Source organism: Brevibacillus sp. BD137 (assembly GCF_041644655.1).
GTDB classification, from domain to species: domain Bacteria; phylum Bacillota; class Bacilli; order Brevibacillales; family Brevibacillaceae; genus Brevibacillus; species Brevibacillus brevis_D.
Genome location: NZ_JAOTNO010000011.1, coordinates 1 through 15,092, shown reverse-complemented (window position 1 = coordinate 15,092; position 15,092 = coordinate 1). Strand labels below are relative to the sequence as shown.

At 48.2% G+C, this 15,092-nt stretch carries 18 protein-coding genes and 1 riboswitch; of the genes, 8 read left to right on the top strand and 10 right to left on the bottom strand.

Annotation, left to right across the window (positions count from 1 at the left end; all coding sequences use genetic code 11):
* Positions 1 to 36: 36 nt before the first annotated feature.
* Both ODZ53_RS21170 and ODZ53_RS21165 read right to left on the bottom strand, forming a co-directional pair.
* Positions 37 to 183, bottom strand: a complete 147-nt coding sequence (locus ODZ53_RS21170) for a hypothetical protein (RefSeq protein WP_007724729.1) — start codon at positions 181 to 183, stop codon at positions 37 to 39.
* A complete protein-coding gene (locus tag ODZ53_RS21165) occupies positions 183 to 455 on the bottom strand; it encodes a DUF3886 domain-containing protein (protein WP_372679815.1) in 273 nt (90 codons plus the stop codon). The genes ODZ53_RS21170 and ODZ53_RS21165 overlap by 1 nt, the downstream gene beginning before the upstream one ends.
* Positions 456 to 552: 97 nt before the next feature.
* On the opposite strand from ODZ53_RS21165, the gene sspK reads away from it, so the two are divergent.
* On the top strand, positions 553 to 684 hold the full coding sequence (gene sspK, locus ODZ53_RS21160; protein ID WP_007724732.1) for a small acid-soluble spore protein K: 132 nt from the start codon (positions 553 to 555) through the stop codon (positions 682 to 684).
* Between the two features lie 313 nt (positions 685 to 997).
* Here the strand turns inward: sspK and ODZ53_RS21155 are convergent, their stop codons facing one another.
* Positions 998 to 1,456 carry a hypothetical protein gene (locus ODZ53_RS21155; RefSeq protein ID WP_372680084.1) on the bottom strand — a complete coding sequence of 153 codons (459 nt, stop codon included), beginning with the start codon at positions 1,454 to 1,456 and terminating at the stop codon, positions 998 to 1,000.
* Between the two features lie 400 nt (positions 1,457 to 1,856).
* Between ODZ53_RS21155 and ODZ53_RS21150 the strand changes: the two genes are divergently transcribed.
* The 5 genes from ODZ53_RS21150 to ODZ53_RS21130 all read left to right on the top strand — a co-directional run bounded on the left by ODZ53_RS21150 (position 1,857) and on the right by ODZ53_RS21130 (position 5,684).
* Entirely contained in the window at positions 1,857 to 2,036 is a 180-nt protein-coding gene (locus tag ODZ53_RS21150) for a hypothetical protein (RefSeq protein ID WP_106654141.1), read from the top strand.
* A gap of 111 nt (positions 2,037 to 2,147) precedes the next feature.
* On the top strand, positions 2,148 to 2,504 hold the full coding sequence (locus ODZ53_RS21145; RefSeq protein WP_199927578.1) for a DUF3905 domain-containing protein: 357 nt from the start codon (positions 2,148 to 2,150) through the stop codon (positions 2,502 to 2,504).
* A 143-nt stretch (positions 2,505 to 2,647) separates the two neighbouring features.
* Positions 2,648 to 2,950, top strand: coding sequence for an iron-sulfur cluster biosynthesis family protein (locus ODZ53_RS21140; RefSeq protein WP_016738886.1), 303 nt, complete (start codon positions 2,648 to 2,650; stop codon positions 2,948 to 2,950).
* A 67-nt stretch (positions 2,951 to 3,017) separates the two neighbouring features.
* A complete protein-coding gene (locus ODZ53_RS21135) occupies positions 3,018 to 4,130 on the top strand; it encodes a site-2 protease family protein (protein WP_372679812.1) in 1,113 nt (370 codons plus the stop codon).
* 216 nt (positions 4,131 to 4,346) lie between these two features.
* Positions 4,347 to 5,684: a hemolysin family protein gene (locus ODZ53_RS21130; protein ID WP_372679810.1), complete on the top strand. Its 1,338-nt coding sequence runs from the start codon at positions 4,347 to 4,349 to the stop codon at positions 5,682 to 5,684.
* Positions 5,685 to 5,752: 68 nt separating this feature from the next.
* Here ODZ53_RS21130 and ODZ53_RS21125 read toward each other — a convergent pair whose 3' ends face one another.
* The 6 genes from ODZ53_RS21125 to atoS all read right to left on the bottom strand — a co-directional run bounded on the left by ODZ53_RS21125 (position 5,753) and on the right by atoS (position 12,587).
* A complete protein-coding gene (locus ODZ53_RS21125) occupies positions 5,753 to 6,730 on the bottom strand; it encodes a cation diffusion facilitator family transporter (RefSeq protein ID WP_064202355.1) in 978 nt (325 codons plus the stop codon).
* A gap of 153 nt (positions 6,731 to 6,883) precedes the next feature.
* Entirely contained in the window at positions 6,884 to 7,198 is a 315-nt protein-coding gene (locus ODZ53_RS21120) for a DMT family transporter (protein WP_016738882.1), read from the bottom strand.
* Entirely contained in the window at positions 7,195 to 7,548 is a 354-nt protein-coding gene (locus tag ODZ53_RS21115; protein WP_064202356.1) for a DMT family transporter, read from the bottom strand. Before ODZ53_RS21115 ends, ODZ53_RS21120 begins: the two co-directional genes overlap by 4 nt.
* 140 nt (positions 7,549 to 7,688) lie before the next feature.
* Positions 7,689 to 7,792, bottom strand: a riboswitch (guanidine-I (ykkC/yxkD leader).
* 80 nt (positions 7,793 to 7,872) lie between these two features.
* The gene (locus tag ODZ53_RS21110) at positions 7,873 to 9,195 is read right to left on the bottom strand and encodes a short-chain fatty acid transporter (protein ID WP_372679807.1); all 1,323 of its coding nucleotides are present in this window, start codon (positions 9,193 to 9,195) and stop codon (positions 7,873 to 7,875) included.
* Positions 9,196 to 9,360: 165 nt separating this feature from the next.
* Complete coding sequence (locus ODZ53_RS21105; RefSeq protein ID WP_372679805.1) at positions 9,361 to 10,764, bottom strand: sigma-54-dependent transcriptional regulator; 1,404 nt, start codon at positions 10,762 to 10,764, stop codon at positions 9,361 to 9,363.
* Complete coding sequence (atoS, locus tag ODZ53_RS21100; protein ID WP_372679803.1) at positions 10,764 to 12,587, bottom strand: two-component system sensor histidine kinase AtoS; 1,824 nt, start codon at positions 12,585 to 12,587, stop codon at positions 10,764 to 10,766. The genes ODZ53_RS21105 and atoS overlap by 1 nt, the downstream gene beginning before the upstream one ends.
* A 68-nt stretch (positions 12,588 to 12,655) precedes the next feature.
* On the opposite strand from atoS, the gene ODZ53_RS21095 reads away from it, so the two are divergent.
* Positions 12,656 to 13,126 (top strand): low molecular weight protein-tyrosine-phosphatase, encoded by a 471-nt coding sequence (locus ODZ53_RS21095; RefSeq protein ID WP_064202359.1) that lies wholly within the window; start codon positions 12,656 to 12,658, stop codon positions 13,124 to 13,126.
* A gap of 26 nt (positions 13,127 to 13,152) precedes the next feature.
* Here ODZ53_RS21095 and ODZ53_RS21090 read toward each other — a convergent pair whose 3' ends face one another.
* On the bottom strand, positions 13,153 to 13,971 hold the full coding sequence (locus ODZ53_RS21090; protein WP_372679800.1) for an alpha/beta hydrolase family protein: 819 nt from the start codon (positions 13,969 to 13,971) through the stop codon (positions 13,153 to 13,155).
* 202 nt (positions 13,972 to 14,173) lie between these two features.
* Here ODZ53_RS21090 and ODZ53_RS21085 point away from each other — a divergent pair, with 202 nt between their 5' ends.
* Complete coding sequence (locus ODZ53_RS21085; RefSeq protein ID WP_372679798.1) at positions 14,174 to 14,557, top strand: winged helix-turn-helix transcriptional regulator; 384 nt, start codon at positions 14,174 to 14,176, stop codon at positions 14,555 to 14,557.
* Positions 14,558 to 15,092: the final 535 nt, after the last annotated feature.

Genomic DNA, 15,092 nt, shown 5'->3' with positions numbered 1-15,092 from the left:
CTCACTCCTAGCTATATGGGAATGAGAGAGAAAAAATCACTTCTTCGGGTCCTTTTTGCCCAATCGGCCGAGGACCATCCGGCCCCGTTCTTTTATGGACTCGTCCTTGATATCTTGTTGCCGCTTTTTCATCAAACCGTTTTTGGAAGTATCCGGTCGGTCCGTTTGCCGTCCATCTCGCATTAGCTGTACTTGCCTCCGCCTTTTTTCTCGTAATCGTTCAAAAGTTCAGCAAAGCTCTTGTTGCGCTCGCGCTCTTCCTGCTCCCGGCGCTTTTGTTCAGCTGCTTCCCTTTCTTTACGCTCGCCTTCTGTCTTCATGTCTTTTTCAAGCTGCTTGAGTGCTCCGAGCGCATCTGCATTCAGCATATCCTTCAAACTGTTCAATCCGCTTTTCGCGTCTGCCGTAGTTGTTGTCTCTGGTTGACGCTGTGGTTTTCGTTGTTTTTTTGCCATTTGAATTGCCACCCTTTCCCTATCCTCATTCTGTCCTCATTCTCTGGCCCCATCCGGGTCATACTATCTTCATCTTTCACAAAGAGGAGGACATCACATGGTTCGCAACAAAGAAAAAGATTTTGGAAAAACCGCTGAAATCCGAGGACCCAAAGCCCAATCCGAGGCTGTTCGCTCTGACGGCTCCATTAATAGTGAACCACAAGAAAGGCTAAAAGAAAACCGCTAACAAAAAAACCGCCGGGCAGCCATTATGCTCGGCGATTTTTACTTTTTGCGGACAAATTAAACAACGAAGGGCTCAGAATAGGAACTCGCAAGCAGTTAAGTCTTAGGCCCTCCCAAATGGAGGGTTTTTTAAAATTTTTTATAATACGAATAGCCCGATCAACGTATTGGTCACTCCGCCACTTTTTCCTACGCTAAGAAACTTTTGCGTCACTTTTTTCACTGATTACGAAGGGAATAATGCCGATTCACACCGTTATTCCCCCACAAAAACTGTCATAAAAGGCATTCGAATGAGACTCGATCCTTACAGCTCACAAGGTCTCCTTTTTCCGCTTATTTTCAACATAGGTTAGAAAAGCTTGCATTCCTTTAAGCCAAAGAGCCAAAAAGGGTGTCGTAACTGGTAGTACTATCAGGGCATATAGGGGTGCTAATTTAAAATAGTCATGCATGATATCATTCGCTGTAATCTCTGGTGACGGGGTCATTACACGCTCAAAGCCATACTCTAATATAAGCATCAGCGTAGCACCAACTGACCCCATAAAAAGGGGGATTATAAAACCTAGAAAAGCACATAAAACCCAATATCCCCATACGCGAATGTTCCTGAATGCCTGGAAGTAACCTGAAATACAAGAAATAACAGAGACAGGAAATAGGGATGTCGCGAAAAACCATAACCATCCCCCAAACGATGCTCCCCCAACCGACATGCCTCCAGCTGCGAAATCTCCGAGAAAAGAAATGATAAAACTCAAAAAAAACATAGTCACCAAACCGTAAATAAGACCTACTAACGTAGAGCGCACTTTAATACAAATGGTCGCTCCCTCCCCCAAGTAAATCAGTTTCAATATTATTATTTATCTATAAATTACACATATTATCAAATACATTTCATTAGTGGGTCGCGATATCTTTGTTTTTTAAGCGTCTTTCGCTACTTATGCTTGAATGTTAATTACTTGGTCCAGTAGATTTGACCTATTCTGAGATTTTCGATGTCGTGGCATAAATGACCGAGATTCCTTTAATTGAAGGATCTTCAGATGGATATAAATGGTAAAATACTTCAGAAAACGAGGGTATTGGAAAAATAAGGAGAAACATATTGGAGAAAAATGAGTCTAATATATAAAGCGAGCATCGCGTGGGGGAGGGATTTTTATGCCAATGTGGGCGTTCTTATTAACCATTGTTGGTGGCTTGATCGTATTTGGTGTGATTTATGACCAGATCAACAAAAGAAAAAAGAGAAAAACTCCCAAGAACTTGAGCAGCTCCCAAATGGTGTACACAGAGAATTATCTAAACGAAGTACGTAACGATATTAGCGGACCTCAATAAAAAATGCAACCCACTCTCCCTTGGAAGGCTGGCTGGGCGCAAGCTCTCTTCCAAAACCGAATAAGGGGTTAGTGACTGATGCATGCTATGGGATAAAAGGAGGTCCTGATGATGGATAACGAGAAGCAAAAGAACGATCAGACGAAGGATATTTCCCTCGATGGGACGCTGCCGCATCAAATCAGTGCCCCTGACTTCAAAAACTCGTCCCGTACGATTCAAAAGCCATTCGTCAATGAGTTCGGAGTCGTCATCGGTGACAGCTTGTACGAGTCCAAGGAATCTCCCTTACACAACTGGAGCACAGAAACCGACCCCTCCATCATGTCAGGAGACGAGTGGGTACATCCGACCAATGACATTGGCTGGAACTCGATAGAAAACCGTGAGCTCCTTGAGGATCAAGAAGAACCAGGTAGAGCGCGTTTTATGCATCCTACCCTCGACGTGAGCAAAGGCAGGGACTAATACCAGCTTTTTCATTTAAGCCCGTTCGGCAGAGGCACTTCTGACCGGACGGGTGTTTTTGGATTGCGCTTGCACCTTGAGTCTCGGGACACTACTCTGACTTGTGTTACAATAGAAGATAAGTAGCAGAAAGGAGCTAGTCCATGAGTATCACACTTGCGATAGAGCCGGCGTTTTCCCTTGCCTATCAACGTTATGCCGGGTTTGTACCTGGAGATACGCTTCGATTATATGTACGAACAAGCGGCCCCGGAACCGGTGGCATGTTTTATGCGATTGAAAAAGATGAGGCCCTCACCGATGATGCTGTGTTTGAAGTAGAGGGGTTGCGATTTGTCATTCGTCCAACTGATTTCTGGTATTTCGACGGGGGACAACTGAGTTACAATCCGCTCTATGGCGAGTACGGCTTTCACTTCACTAATCCTCGTCTGGATGGCAACTAGACAGAAACTTCTCTCTCTTTGATTCGTAAGAAAGAATATCTGCCTATATCTTCTGGGAGGAAAAACAATGAAAAAAAGCCGTTCAGTCCTTTTGGCGATCGGTGCTTTCTTACTTGCCAATTTAAAATGGATATTTAGCTTACTGAAGTTTTCGAAATTCGGAACCACCATTATATCCATGGGGATTACCTTGTGGGCGTATGCCGTTTTTTATGGATGGAAATTCGCCGTAGCTCTCGTCTATCTGATCTTCGTCCACGAAATGGGGCATGTGATTGCCGCCAAACGAAAAGGAATCGCGACTTCACCCGCTGTCTTTATTCCTTTTGCGGGAGCCTTCATCGCCATGAAGGACATGCCGCGTGATGCAAAAACAGAGGCGTACTTAGCCTACGGCGGACCCTTGGCGGGGATGATTGCTTTCTTGCCTGCCCTTCCACTGTATTGGTATACGCAGGACCCTTTCTGGGGGTTGGTTATCTATTTGGGCGCCATGCTCAATTTATTTAACCTGCTGCCTATCTCCCCGCTGGATGGCGGACGCATCGTTTCGGTATTGTCGACGAAGATTTGGTTTATCGGGTTAGTCGGGCTGGGGGTTATGCTGTTCGCCAACCCAGGACCGATTACTGTGATCATTTTCATCATCGGCTTGATTACGTGGTACAACCGCCTACGTGGCAGCTATCAACAAAAGCTCCTGCAATACGAGCGCGATAGGATTGCAGACTTCCAGCAAAGCATAGCCGAATGGCCCGCACTGGAATCGACATGGGATGTTCGCACGCAAATGAATGCCGAGGTAAATGCGATCAACCAGGAAGATTTGAAGAAATTTTACGTTCCATTTGTGCAGGACAAACAACGCCTTCAGCGTGACTTCAAGCGACTCGATAAAGTGTATGTGAACAGAAAATGGGAACTGTTCAGACTGTGGGAACGAGAGCCTGTTCTGTATTACGATTCGGACCCGAACCGACCGATCCCATCCGATACTCTTCGTGATGGAGAGCGTGCGGCGCAAGAGAGGTTAGCCGAATTGGATGAGCAAATGCACCAGCTCACTACGTACTACGATGCACCTGCCTCTACGAAGTGGAAAGTGTTAGTTGCCTATCTCGGTCTCGCTGCTGTACTGTCAGCGTTTTTCGTCTACGCCCAACAAATACTGCACAGGTAACCGCTTGCACTCTGCGTTGCTTGACAAAAATGGATGCCTATCTGCGGCCTTCTCCGAGCGCAAAAACGTGCGCTACGGTTATCTGAGGGTCGCTCTTGCCGACCAAAAGGGCAGAAACGCCCTCTATGGTGGTATATCGCTTTTGTGCGTTCCACGCAATCAGAGTAAAATAGAAAATAGTACTTTCATAAAATTCCAGAGAGGATGACTTTTTACTTGGACACCGTCCCGATAGTGCTCAACCTACTGCTTGTTATATTTCTTGTTTTTCTCAACGGCTTTTTCGTAGCCGCAGAGTTCTCACTCGTGAAGGTGCGGCAAACGCGCCTGACACAGATGGTGAATGAAGGTAACAGACGTGCAGTCTACGCCCAAAAAGTAACGCATAAGCTAGACGCTTACCTATCTGCCTGCCAGGTCGGGATCACTCTCGCCTCGCTGGGACTGGGTTGGGTTGGGGAACCAGCCATTGCCCATATGATTGTGGAGCCTTTGCTTGGATCTTCAGGATTGCCTGAATATGCGATCTCCGCTATTTCTTTTGGTGTAGCCTTTGCGATTATTACGTTCCTCCACATTGTCTTGGGTGAGTTGGCTCCGAAATCATTGGCCATTCAAAAAGCAGAAATGACCTCGTTGTGGGTTGCCGCGCCATTGATGTTTTTCTATAAATTGCTTTACCCTGCAATCTGGTTCTTGAACGGAACCGCCAACGCTCTCATGAGACGTCTGGGACTCGAAGCGATCTCAGAACATGAAGTGGCGCATACAGAAGAAGAAATTCGCCTTCTGGTCAACCAAAGTCACCAAAGTGGCCATATCGACCAAACCGAATTGGCCCTTGTGGAACAAGTTTTTGACTTCTCCGAAACCGTTGCTCGGGAAACGATGATCCCGCGCATAGATATGGTTTGCTTATATACGACGAATACCTTTGAAGAAAACCTGGAGATTATTCGCTCGCAGCGCCACACCCGTTTTCCAGTTGCAGCTGAGGACAAGGACAACATCATTGGTTTTGTCCATGCGACAGACTTCTACCTCTCTGCCTTACAAGAGGGAAGCGTAGAGCTGGATTCGTTGCTCCGCCCTGTCCTGACCGTACCGGAAACCATGGAAATCAGCACGGTGTTGCGTCTGATGCAAAAAAACCGCTCGCAGCTTGCTATTGTCATTGATGAGTACGGCGGAACAGCCGGTCTCGTGACGATGGAAGATATTTTGGAAGAAATCGTCGGGGACATCCAAGACGAATTTGACGAGGAAAGACCAGAAATTGAGAAGCTGGACAATGGCCTCTCCGTATCCGGTATGCTCGTGTTGGCTGATCTGAATGACCATCTTCCGTTTGAGCTCGAATCCGAAGATGTAGACACGATTGGTGGTTGGTTGTACAGCCAGCTCGAAGAAGACATCGCTGTTGGTGCAACAGTAGAATGGGAAAACCACCTGTTCACCGTCAAGCAGATGGATCATCACCGTGTCACACGCGTTCTGATTACGCATTTGGACAAAGATGAATCGGAGCAACAGGAACTGTTGACTGTCTCCTAATCATCACACCTCAGCACAAACCAAAGCCCCACACCTGCTTAGATGGCTGGTGCGGGGCTTTTTTTCGTCTATGTGGTTCCCTGACCCATAAGTGGCTTCCAGTCGTCCTCGCCATTGTCCTCCAAAATCCCCATCGTCACATCGCTAATATCCGGGTCAGTGAGCAAGCTGTCGCGAATGCGGTATTTAATATCGTCCGCCACAGCAAGGCTCAATCCAGTCCGCAGCTCTACGTAGCTCTCCACGTGGTAAAAACGCCCTTCCTGTACAATCCGCAACTTGTTGATGTCCGTCACATCTGGATCAGCAAAAATGACCTTGGCTACCCGATCCTCGATTTCTTTGGGAGCTGCAATACCAATTAAACCGACCATGTTGTCGTACCCTACCTTGAATGCCACACCCACCATGAGAATCCCGATCAGAATCGTGGCAATCCCGTCCAGCAAGGCAAAGGAAGTAAACGTAGTGACGATAACGGCAATCAACGCCAATAACGCACCGAGCGTCGCTACGATGTCTTCATAAAAGACAAGTCGTGTCGGCGGAGCCGCACGTCCTACATTCCGAAAGGCTGCTGGGATGACAGCAAAGCCTTTCGCTTCCACCCGCGCTTCATGAACGATTTCGAACATCGCTTTTACGAGTACGTACCCATCCACAATGACCGCCAGAGACAGAATGATGAAATTCAGCCAAAAGTGGCTGGATTTTGCTGGCTCGGAAATGAGATGGAAGCCTTTGATAATAGTTTCGTAGGCCATGATGGTTACGACGATTACCGCGACCATACAGAAAAGGTTAATGACACGACCAAAGCCTGTAGGGAACCTCGGTGTCGGTTTTTTCTCTGCAAGCACGCTGCCAAAGAAAACGAAGAACTGGTTGACCGCATCGGCTACCGAATGCATTGCCGACGCAAACATGGCTCCACTCCCACTATAGACAGCCGCAAAGCCTTTTGCGATAGCAAGCCCTGTGTTCCCTAAGGCCGCTGTCGCCGAGGACGTATTTCCCTTTTTTAGCGTTGCCCAGAAAGAGCCCATGGTGTTGCCATTCCCTCCTTGAACGAGACGATTTTCTTTACTATTCCCTATTCGTAAGGAGTGTTCCTTATGAGAAATGGAACATATACACAAAGAAAAGGCAGACATCCGAAGGGGAATATCTGCCTTTTGCCTTTCCTTAATACCGCTACCTTATGCTACTAATTTCAATCCTGCTACAGCTATAATCACCATGGCGATGCACAAGATTCGCAGCTTGTCTTTTGCTTCTCCATAGAACAACATCCCGACCAGAGCGCTTCCTACCGTACCAATCCCTGTCCAAACCGCATAGGCTGTCCCCATAGGGATTTCTTTCATGGCGAAGGACAAGAGGAAGAAGCTAAGAGAAAAGCCACCGATCAGAACCGCAAACGAGCGGAACGAAGGCTTTTGGTTAACTTGTGTAATCCCCATCACTCCAACGACCTCAAACAACCCTGCAAAAATTAAGGATAACCATGTCACGCCACTTCACCCTCCCTCTTCGGCTTCTCTTCATGATCCGGTGTGACCAGCTTCAACCCAAGGATTCCGCCCAGAAGAAGTGCGATCAAGCCTACTTTCGCCCAGCTGAACGGTTCCCCAAACAGGACCATTTCGCTAATAACGGTACCAGCCGTACCCAAACCGACGAAGATCGCATAAACCGTACTCGTCGGCAGCTTTTTCCCTGAATAGACCAAAACACCAAAGCTGATAATAATCGCTAGGATGGTCAACGCCCATGACCAAAAGCCGTCGGCATGTTTCAAGCCCGCTACCCACATGACTTCAAATACTGCTGCTACGACAACCATCAACCAATATTTCCCCATTTCTGGCTCCCTCCTCTTTCTTTTTCGCTCATCGCAACGGACGTATCCGTTTTTATCGTTCCCCAAAATACATACTCATCCAAGATGGCTCAGTCTTTCCGAATGCAAAAAAAGCCTCGGGTGAATACCATCACAGATATTCCTCCCGGGCTTTTATCCCTCCGTGTACACGACCGTGGTCGTGGGTTTTCTCTCGGTCCTGACCGGCCAGATGACTGACCGCGGAACCCTAGAAAACTCCGTACATATGCAGTTCTTTTCTTGGGGTAACTCTCACCATCATATCAAAAAACGCCGTGATTGGCAATGAAGATGCGCGCTTCGCTAAAAAAGCAAGAAGCCCAAGCTGATAATGGCGCCTGTCACGATCAGCATCATCAAGCAGTAGCCCATGATATCCCTCGCACCTAATCCAGCTAGAGCTAGCACAGGTAATGCCCAGAATGGCTGAATCAGGTTCGTCCACGCATCCCCCCAAGCAATGGCCATCGCGACTTTTGCATGGGAAACGCCCAGCTCAGTGGCAACAGGCAGCATGATTGGTCCCTGTACTGCCCATTGCCCTCCACCAGAAGGAATGAATATGTTCAATAGGCCTGCACTCCAAAACGTGAATAGCGGGAAGGTAGTAGGCGTCGAGATGCTGATAAACCATTGAGAGATACTCGCAGCCAGTCCAGAAGCCGTCATCATCCCAATGATCCCCGCATAAAACGGAAACTGCACGACGATCCCTGTCGTGGTTTTCACCGCTTCATGCATGGCAGCCAAAAACTTGCGCGGTGTCCCATGAAGGAGTATACCCAGAAACAAGAAGCCCATGATGACGACATCCAAATTCAGCTTAAAGCCTTTATCAGCAAAATAGTAAATCAAATAAATAATTCCGAGTGCTGAAACAAGAATCGAGATCAAACGGCTGTTTTCCATTTTGGAAGCAGGAGTATTGTCGATTGTTGAATCCGCAGCTGCCATTTCTTGTTGCGCGATCCCTTCGCCCTTGAATACAATTGTATCTTTTTCGGCAGGCATCATGAATCTGTTCACAATCGGGAGGACAATCATAATGGCGGCTACAATAGTCAGATTCATTGGTGAAAACATCGTTTCCGAGGTCGGAATGACACCGATGATGTTTTCCAGGCTATGCTTTTCCGTAGCGATCGTCAAAGGAACAGAGCCAGCAAGCCCTCCATGCCAGACGACAAATCCGCCATATGCGCTGGCGACGAGCAATCGATAGTCAACCTTTTCCACTTGATTGGCAAGAACGCGTGCCAATAGCGCACTGATGACAAGCCCAAATCCCCAATTGATCCAGTTGGCCACACAGGAAACGACTGTGACGAGTACAATCGCTTGTCCTGGCGTCTTTGCCAGTGATCCCAAGGCATTCAAGCCACGCTTACAAATATTCGTACTGGCTAGCGTATGACCTGTAATCAGGATCAAGACCATTTGCATCGTAAAGCTGAGCAGGCTCCAGAAGCCGCCTCCCCAGTAGTTGACCATTTCCATCGGCGTTTTGCCATTGACGACGATCCCGGCAACAAACACGAGGAAGGTCAAAATGATTGCAAATAAAAAGGCATCTGGCAAATAGCGTTGCACCATGCGGACCGAAGCATTCGTTAAAGCTTGAAACACATTTTCATCCCCTTTTCAAAAAGCATTCATGTTCGTATGCCTTCCGATATAGCAAGAGGGATGCCAATCTGTTTTTCGAGGAAAATGAATACGCTTTCAAAACATTTGCTCTGTATGCTGACTACTTTTTGCACAGTATGACACTTGTTTGCGCACACCAGGCGATTAGTCTCTTTCCCCTATTGCTGAATCCAATCCGTACATTTGCAGCTTGTAGAGCAGTGCCCGCCGTGATATGCCTAGCCTTTTCGCTGTCTGTAGCTTGTTGCCGCGTTCTTTGCGCAAAGCATGTGAAATTGCTTCCTGCTCGACCTGGGCAATGATTTCCCGCATGGTTCGTCCTTCATAGCTGATTTTGCCATGGCCTGGGATCTGTTCGCTCATCTTGTTATTCTGAATGGGGGATAAAACATGCTCGTGACCGATAACTGCTCCTCTGGTCAAAACAACAGCCCGTTCGATCGTATTCTCCAGCTGACGCACATTGCCTGGCCAGTGATAGGCGATTAGCGCTTCCGTGGCAGCAGCGGACAAGCAGAGATCATGCTTCCCTGCCTCTTTTCCATATTTATCGAGAAAGTGACGGATTAGCAGAGGAATGTCCTCTTTTCGCTCACGAAGCGGCGGCATGCGAATCGGAACGACATTGAGCCGGTAGTATAAATCTTCGCGGAAAAGCTCCTGGCGAATTCTTTCCTGCAAATCACGATTGGTGGCAGCAATCACGCGAACGTCAACCGATATAGCCTCGATGCCCCCTACCCGAATAAATACGCGATCCTGCAAAAACCGCAGCAGTTTTACCTGCAAAGAAAGGCTCAGTTCTCCTACTTCGTCAAGGAACAGAGTACCTCCATTCGCAAGCTCCAACAGTCCTTGCTTGCGATGAACGGCCCCTGTAAATGCACCCCGTTCATAGCCAAACAACTCACTCTCCAGCAAATTTTCAGGAATCGCGCCGCAATTGACAGGAATGAGTGGCTTGTCCGCCCGCGGGCTATTGGAATGGATCGCTCTTGCAATGAGCTCTTTGCCTGTTCCGCTCTCCCCTTCAATCAACACCGTGGCTTTAGACATCGCTACTTTTCCCACCAGCTTGTACACGTTTTGCATAGCCGGACTCAGGCCAATCAAGCTGGTTCTGTTTGGATTCGCTTGCTCTTCCTGTAGAACTTTCCCGACTTCGCCTTGCTCAAGTAGCTCTCCCTGTGTGAGTGCATGAGCAACGACTTGTTTGACCTGCCCCAAGTCAAATGGCTTTTGCACATAATCAAACGCTCCCAGCTTCATTGCCTCCATGACGTCACTGGCGGAACCATAGGCAGTCATCATCACGACTCTCGGGAGCCTTCCCTTTCTCTCGTTCAGTTGGCGCAACGTATCCATGCCGTCTAAATGAGGCATACGCAGATCCAAAAGCATGACTTGCGGGCAAAAGCGTTCGACCTGTTCCAAAGCCTCTACTCCACTGCCAGCCTCCAGGAGCTCGTATCCCATTTTGCGTAGTGTAGTTGACAATGCCTTTCTCACATTGGCCTCGTCGTCTACGATCAACACTTTGCTCGTCATCACAATCCTCCTTTTGCCCGAATCGGCAGTACGACAGTGAAACAAACGCCTTCGGGGGTATTTTGAGCAAAAATATGTCCGCCATACGCTTGCACAATCCGTTGGGAGATCGCCAGTCCCAGTCCCGTACCTGTTTGCTTCGTCGTGAAAAACGGTTCGAATATAGCCAGCAGATTTTCCTCCGCAATAGGCGGGCCTTCATTCGTCACCTGGACATGCACATCATTATTTATGTTTTTGATATCAATCTGGATACGACCTTCCATAGGCTTGGCTTGCAGTGCGTTGTGCAATATATTTAAAAACACCTGCTTTAACAACTCTGGTGAAGACATCACGGCAGGAATATCCTCGTTATAAACAAGCTGCACATTCACTCCGTTGAAGCCCTCGGCATGTTCCATCAGCTTAAGCGTGTGCTGGATTACCTCTTGCACGCGCACAGGTACGTTCGACTCTTCATTGGGACGAGAAAATAACAAGAGCTCGTCAGTAAAGCGGTTCAGACGTTCGACTTCCTCCACAATAATCCCTGTGTATTCCCGAGAGCCATGGTCTTTTGGCCATTCCTCCTCGATGATCTGGGCGAAGGCTTTGATAGCCGTCAACGGATTGCGTACCTCATGGGCAATGCTAGTCGCCCACTCACCTATGACCGCCAGCCGCTCAGCTTGAGCCAGCCTTGACTCCATCCTCCGCCATTGTGTGCGATCCTCCAGCACGACGATCGCCCCCAGCACTTCCTCTGTCGTATTTTTCCAAATGGAAGAGCTGACCTTTAGCCAGAGCACGCCCCTGTCCGGATGCTGATGACGCCACATCGCATCTCGGATTGCTTGACCGTTTTGCAGCGTATCCAACAGGATATGAAGGAGAGCCTCACTCTCTGTAAAAACTTCCGTGTAATGCATCCCCTTTGCTCGACCGGACGTGAAGCCAATCATATGTATCGCTGTCTCATTCCATGCAATCAGGTGCCCGCTCTGATCCAACGCGAGGACCCCACTGTCCATGCTATTCATGATTGTCTCCGTGCGGCTACGGCTAGCCTGCAAATCACTAGCCAGATTGTTGATCGCACCTGTAATTTCTCCAGGCTCTCCGTCCATTTTCCTCAAGCGAAAGGAAAGGTCTTGGCTAAGCCGCTTCAGCCCTGACTTGATCTCTGATAAAATCACTTCAAAGCGATGGACGAGCAAACCGCTGGCCGCTGCTGCGATCATACAGCCAATGCCCAAAATCGCATAAATGCTTTGTCGCATTCCCGCGAGTTGTATATCGATCGTAGACATGAGCTCATTTGCCCAAGCATAGCCGATCACTTGATCATTGCGAATGAGTGGAACCATGGCGTTCATGATGTTGCCACGTACTTGTTCGCCGATTACTACATCAGTCTGCCTTGTCTGCATGACACTGCGACCCGGATGGGTTTCGCTAATCGATTGTCCTATGTACAAGCTCATTTCATTGCTGGGTCCATACGTCACGATGGAATCTATAGCTGCGGAATAATACCCGACGCCAATTCCCGGGTGGGCTAGAGCGATCCGATCTGTAAGCGGTTGCATTTTCTCGTTTAATACTTGAAGCTTGTGCTCTTTTTCCGTCTTTTCTAATCCAGCTTCTACGACGATGGTGTCAAAATCTTTCGACAGCGCAAAATCCAGCTGCTGCGTGATGGCGATTAGCTTTTGTTTCTTTTCCGCCAGTAAAGCCTGCTCTGCCGATTTTACCAATACGATTCCGGTAATGATAATCGGTAAAACGGTGACAACAATGACAGCCATGACAAAACGTATGCGGTACAGATATGTTTTCATTGAAGATTGCCCCCTTATGGTATTCTAACATACAGAAGTATCACACACAGGAAGAGAGGAACGTATATATGACAACCGTTTTGTTCGTTTGTCTGGGCAATATTTGCCGCTCGCCCATGGCCGAAGCCGTATTTCGCCATCTCGTAGAGTCTGAGGGATTGGCTGGGGAAATCTCCATCGATTCAGCAGGGATCGGTGGCTGGCACGCAGGTGAACCTCCGCACAAAGGTACACAAAAAGTGTTGACCGAGAATGGGATTGCCCATGACACACTGCGTGCTCGCCAAATTGTCACACAGGACTTCTCGGAGTATGACTACATCGTCTGCATGGATGAGGAAAATTTGTCCGCACTCAAGCAAATGGCGCCTTCAGGGAAAAAGGTGTACCGCCTGCTCGACTTTGCCGATTCTGCCCAGGAACAAAATGTGGAAGACCCTTATTATACGGGGCGATTCACGTATGTATATGACCTGGTGAATGCGGGTTGCCGCGGGCTTTTGAACGAAATCAAAGCCAATATCGCAAAAAAGGGATAGCCCGTCACCAGGGCCATCCCTTTTTCTTATACGGCAACCGTCTCCTTCTCAACCAGTCGATTCAACCAGCTCTTCGTACTCGCTATCAAGCGCTTGTAGCTGTCCGTCGAGGAAAAGGTATGATCTCCCCCTACAACTACTTCTGTTTCGCAACTCCCCCGTCTCCGCAGATGCAGCTCTCGCTCATAGTGAAACATGGCATCCACCGCAATGACGTCATCCCGATTGCCATGCAGGATTAACACATCTCCCTCAAACTGCTTGGCTTGACGTAGCGGGAGAGCAGTACCGAGCGACTGAAAAAAGCGCTTCTCCAATCCGTAGCCCAAATGATCCGTTTTGCCGTATAAAAGTGCTTCCTTGTATTCCTTTTCCCCCACGATCCGAACGATATCATCGAAGGGACGTGCTACCGGTGCCCATAGAATGAGCGAGTGTATTCGTTTATCCTGGCTCGCTGTCAGCACACTGACCGCACCACCCAAACTATGCCCTAGCAGGCACACACGCTCCTGATCTACCTGTTCCAGCGTGAAAACATGGTCGAGAACATCACGTGTTTGCGCAAGCAAGACATCCAAACCACCTGCCCCATAATCGCCATCGCTTTCCCCGCAGCCTCCGTAATCGAAGCGCAGTACGCCAAAACCGTGTGAAGCTAATTCTCTGGCAGCTTTTACAAACAAGCGGTTCACTCCAATCCGACTGCCGATAAAGCCATGGCAAATGACAACCAACGGGTATTTCACTCTGGTCTTGCCTGTTGTGCATGTAGGCTCATGCAGGATAGCCGTCAACGAAATCGTGTCGCTGGGTATTTGTAAAATCCGTTCCAAAGAACTCACCTCTTTTATTTTTAGTATTCCGAGTTGTTTACTTAGTTATTATTTTTATTATCTTCATTTTCATGAACGCTGTCAAGATGAACCGGAAAACTCAATGAAAAATCATCCCGTACGGTTTATGATGGAGGGAAACGTGGCCAACATAAGTGTGCTTGCTTTGCTAGAGCTGTTGCACCGAAGATAGAATTGTGAGGAGAAAACTATGTCCGATTTGCGGAAAGAAACCTTGGAAAAAATCAAAAACGGTGATTTCACCTGTTCCAAGGAGCTGACCTTGTCTATGTTCAGCGGAAAATGGAAAGTCGTAATCCTGTGGCATTTAGGGGTAGAAGGCCCGCATCGCTTCAGTGAGCTGCAACGGCTGTTCCCAAAAATCACTCATAAAATGCTGACGAATCAGTTAAAAGAGCTAATCGAAGACGGAATTGTTCACCGGGAAGTATACCCGGAGATTCCCCCGCGGGTGGAGTATTCCATGACGGAGTTGGGTATGACTTTATTGCCTATAGTAGAAATGATGTATGAATGGGGCGAAATGCGGATGGGGCAGTTGAAGCTGGAATTGGGGGAGTCGTCCTCTGACTAGCTGCTGTGGTGGGGAGGAAACAGGAGAAAACGCTCAGATTCTTGGAACACCTGCCCGGGAGCAGGGGGTGCCCGGCTCCGTGAAAAAAAGCGAAACCGCGTCCAAAGTCGATGATCCAGGAGACTTCTCAGAGGTGGACGCTAAAGGCAGTTTCTCTTTTTTTCACTGCGCCTCGGTAGGTGTGTCCAAAGATCTTCGCTTATTTCTCCTGTTTCCTCTGCGAACTGTTCGGGATTCCACCTTCTTTTAATAAAAAGAAATAGACCTCTTGAATGCTGCTTTCAAGAAGTAAACACTAGCTACTTGGGAAGAAGCACATTTCCAGTCCTAGCGCCTCTGGAGCCCTACCAAGCTCCGAAATGAATGGCGGGGGTTTTCAGCTTCAACCTCTGAGAGTACATCTTCGAAACTCTACTTTTGAAGCGCTCCCGACATTTATTTCGGAGCGGACAGCCTAACCCCTTGCGGGGCGTAGGCCGAAGCGTAGACTGGAAATGGGCTTCTTCCCTACCACTACAGCTACTATAAACTATAA

What these genes read in the sequence shown, in the direction of transcription:
- ODZ53_RS21170 (WP_007724729.1), bottom strand. Translation starts at nt 183, where the DNA reads ATGCGAGATGGACGGCAAACGGACCGACCGGATACTTCCAAAAACGGT.
- ODZ53_RS21165 (WP_372679815.1), bottom strand. Translation starts at nt 455, where the DNA reads ATGGCAAAAAAACAACGAAAACCACAGCGTCAACCAGAGACAACAACT.
- sspK (WP_007724732.1), top strand. Translation starts at nt 553, where the DNA reads ATGGTTCGCAACAAAGAAAAAGATTTTGGAAAAACCGCTGAAATCCGA.
- ODZ53_RS21155 (WP_372680084.1), bottom strand. Translation starts at nt 1,456, where the DNA reads ATGTTTTTTTTGAGTTTTATCATTTCTTTTCTCGGAGATTTCGCAGCT.
- ODZ53_RS21150 (WP_106654141.1), top strand. Translation starts at nt 1,857, where the DNA reads ATGCCAATGTGGGCGTTCTTATTAACCATTGTTGGTGGCTTGATCGTA.
- ODZ53_RS21145 (WP_199927578.1), top strand. Translation starts at nt 2,148, where the DNA reads ATGGATAACGAGAAGCAAAAGAACGATCAGACGAAGGATATTTCCCTC.
- ODZ53_RS21140 (WP_016738886.1), top strand. Translation starts at nt 2,648, where the DNA reads ATGAGTATCACACTTGCGATAGAGCCGGCGTTTTCCCTTGCCTATCAA.
- ODZ53_RS21135 (WP_372679812.1), top strand. Translation starts at nt 3,018, where the DNA reads ATGAAAAAAAGCCGTTCAGTCCTTTTGGCGATCGGTGCTTTCTTACTT.
- ODZ53_RS21125 (WP_064202355.1), bottom strand. Translation starts at nt 6,730, where the DNA reads ATGGGCTCTTTCTGGGCAACGCTAAAAAAGGGAAATACGTCCTCGGCG.
- ODZ53_RS21115 (WP_064202356.1), bottom strand. Translation starts at nt 7,548, where the DNA reads ATGGGGAAATATTGGTTGATGGTTGTCGTAGCAGCAGTATTTGAAGTC.
- ODZ53_RS21105 (WP_372679805.1), bottom strand. Translation starts at nt 10,764, where the DNA reads ATGACGAGCAAAGTGTTGATCGTAGACGACGAGGCCAATGTGAGAAAG.
- atoS (WP_372679803.1), bottom strand. Translation starts at nt 12,587, where the DNA reads ATGAAAACATATCTGTACCGCATACGTTTTGTCATGGCTGTCATTGTT.
- ODZ53_RS21095 (WP_064202359.1), top strand. Translation starts at nt 12,656, where the DNA reads ATGACAACCGTTTTGTTCGTTTGTCTGGGCAATATTTGCCGCTCGCCC.
- ODZ53_RS21085 (WP_372679798.1), top strand. Translation starts at nt 14,174, where the DNA reads ATGTCCGATTTGCGGAAAGAAACCTTGGAAAAAATCAAAAACGGTGAT.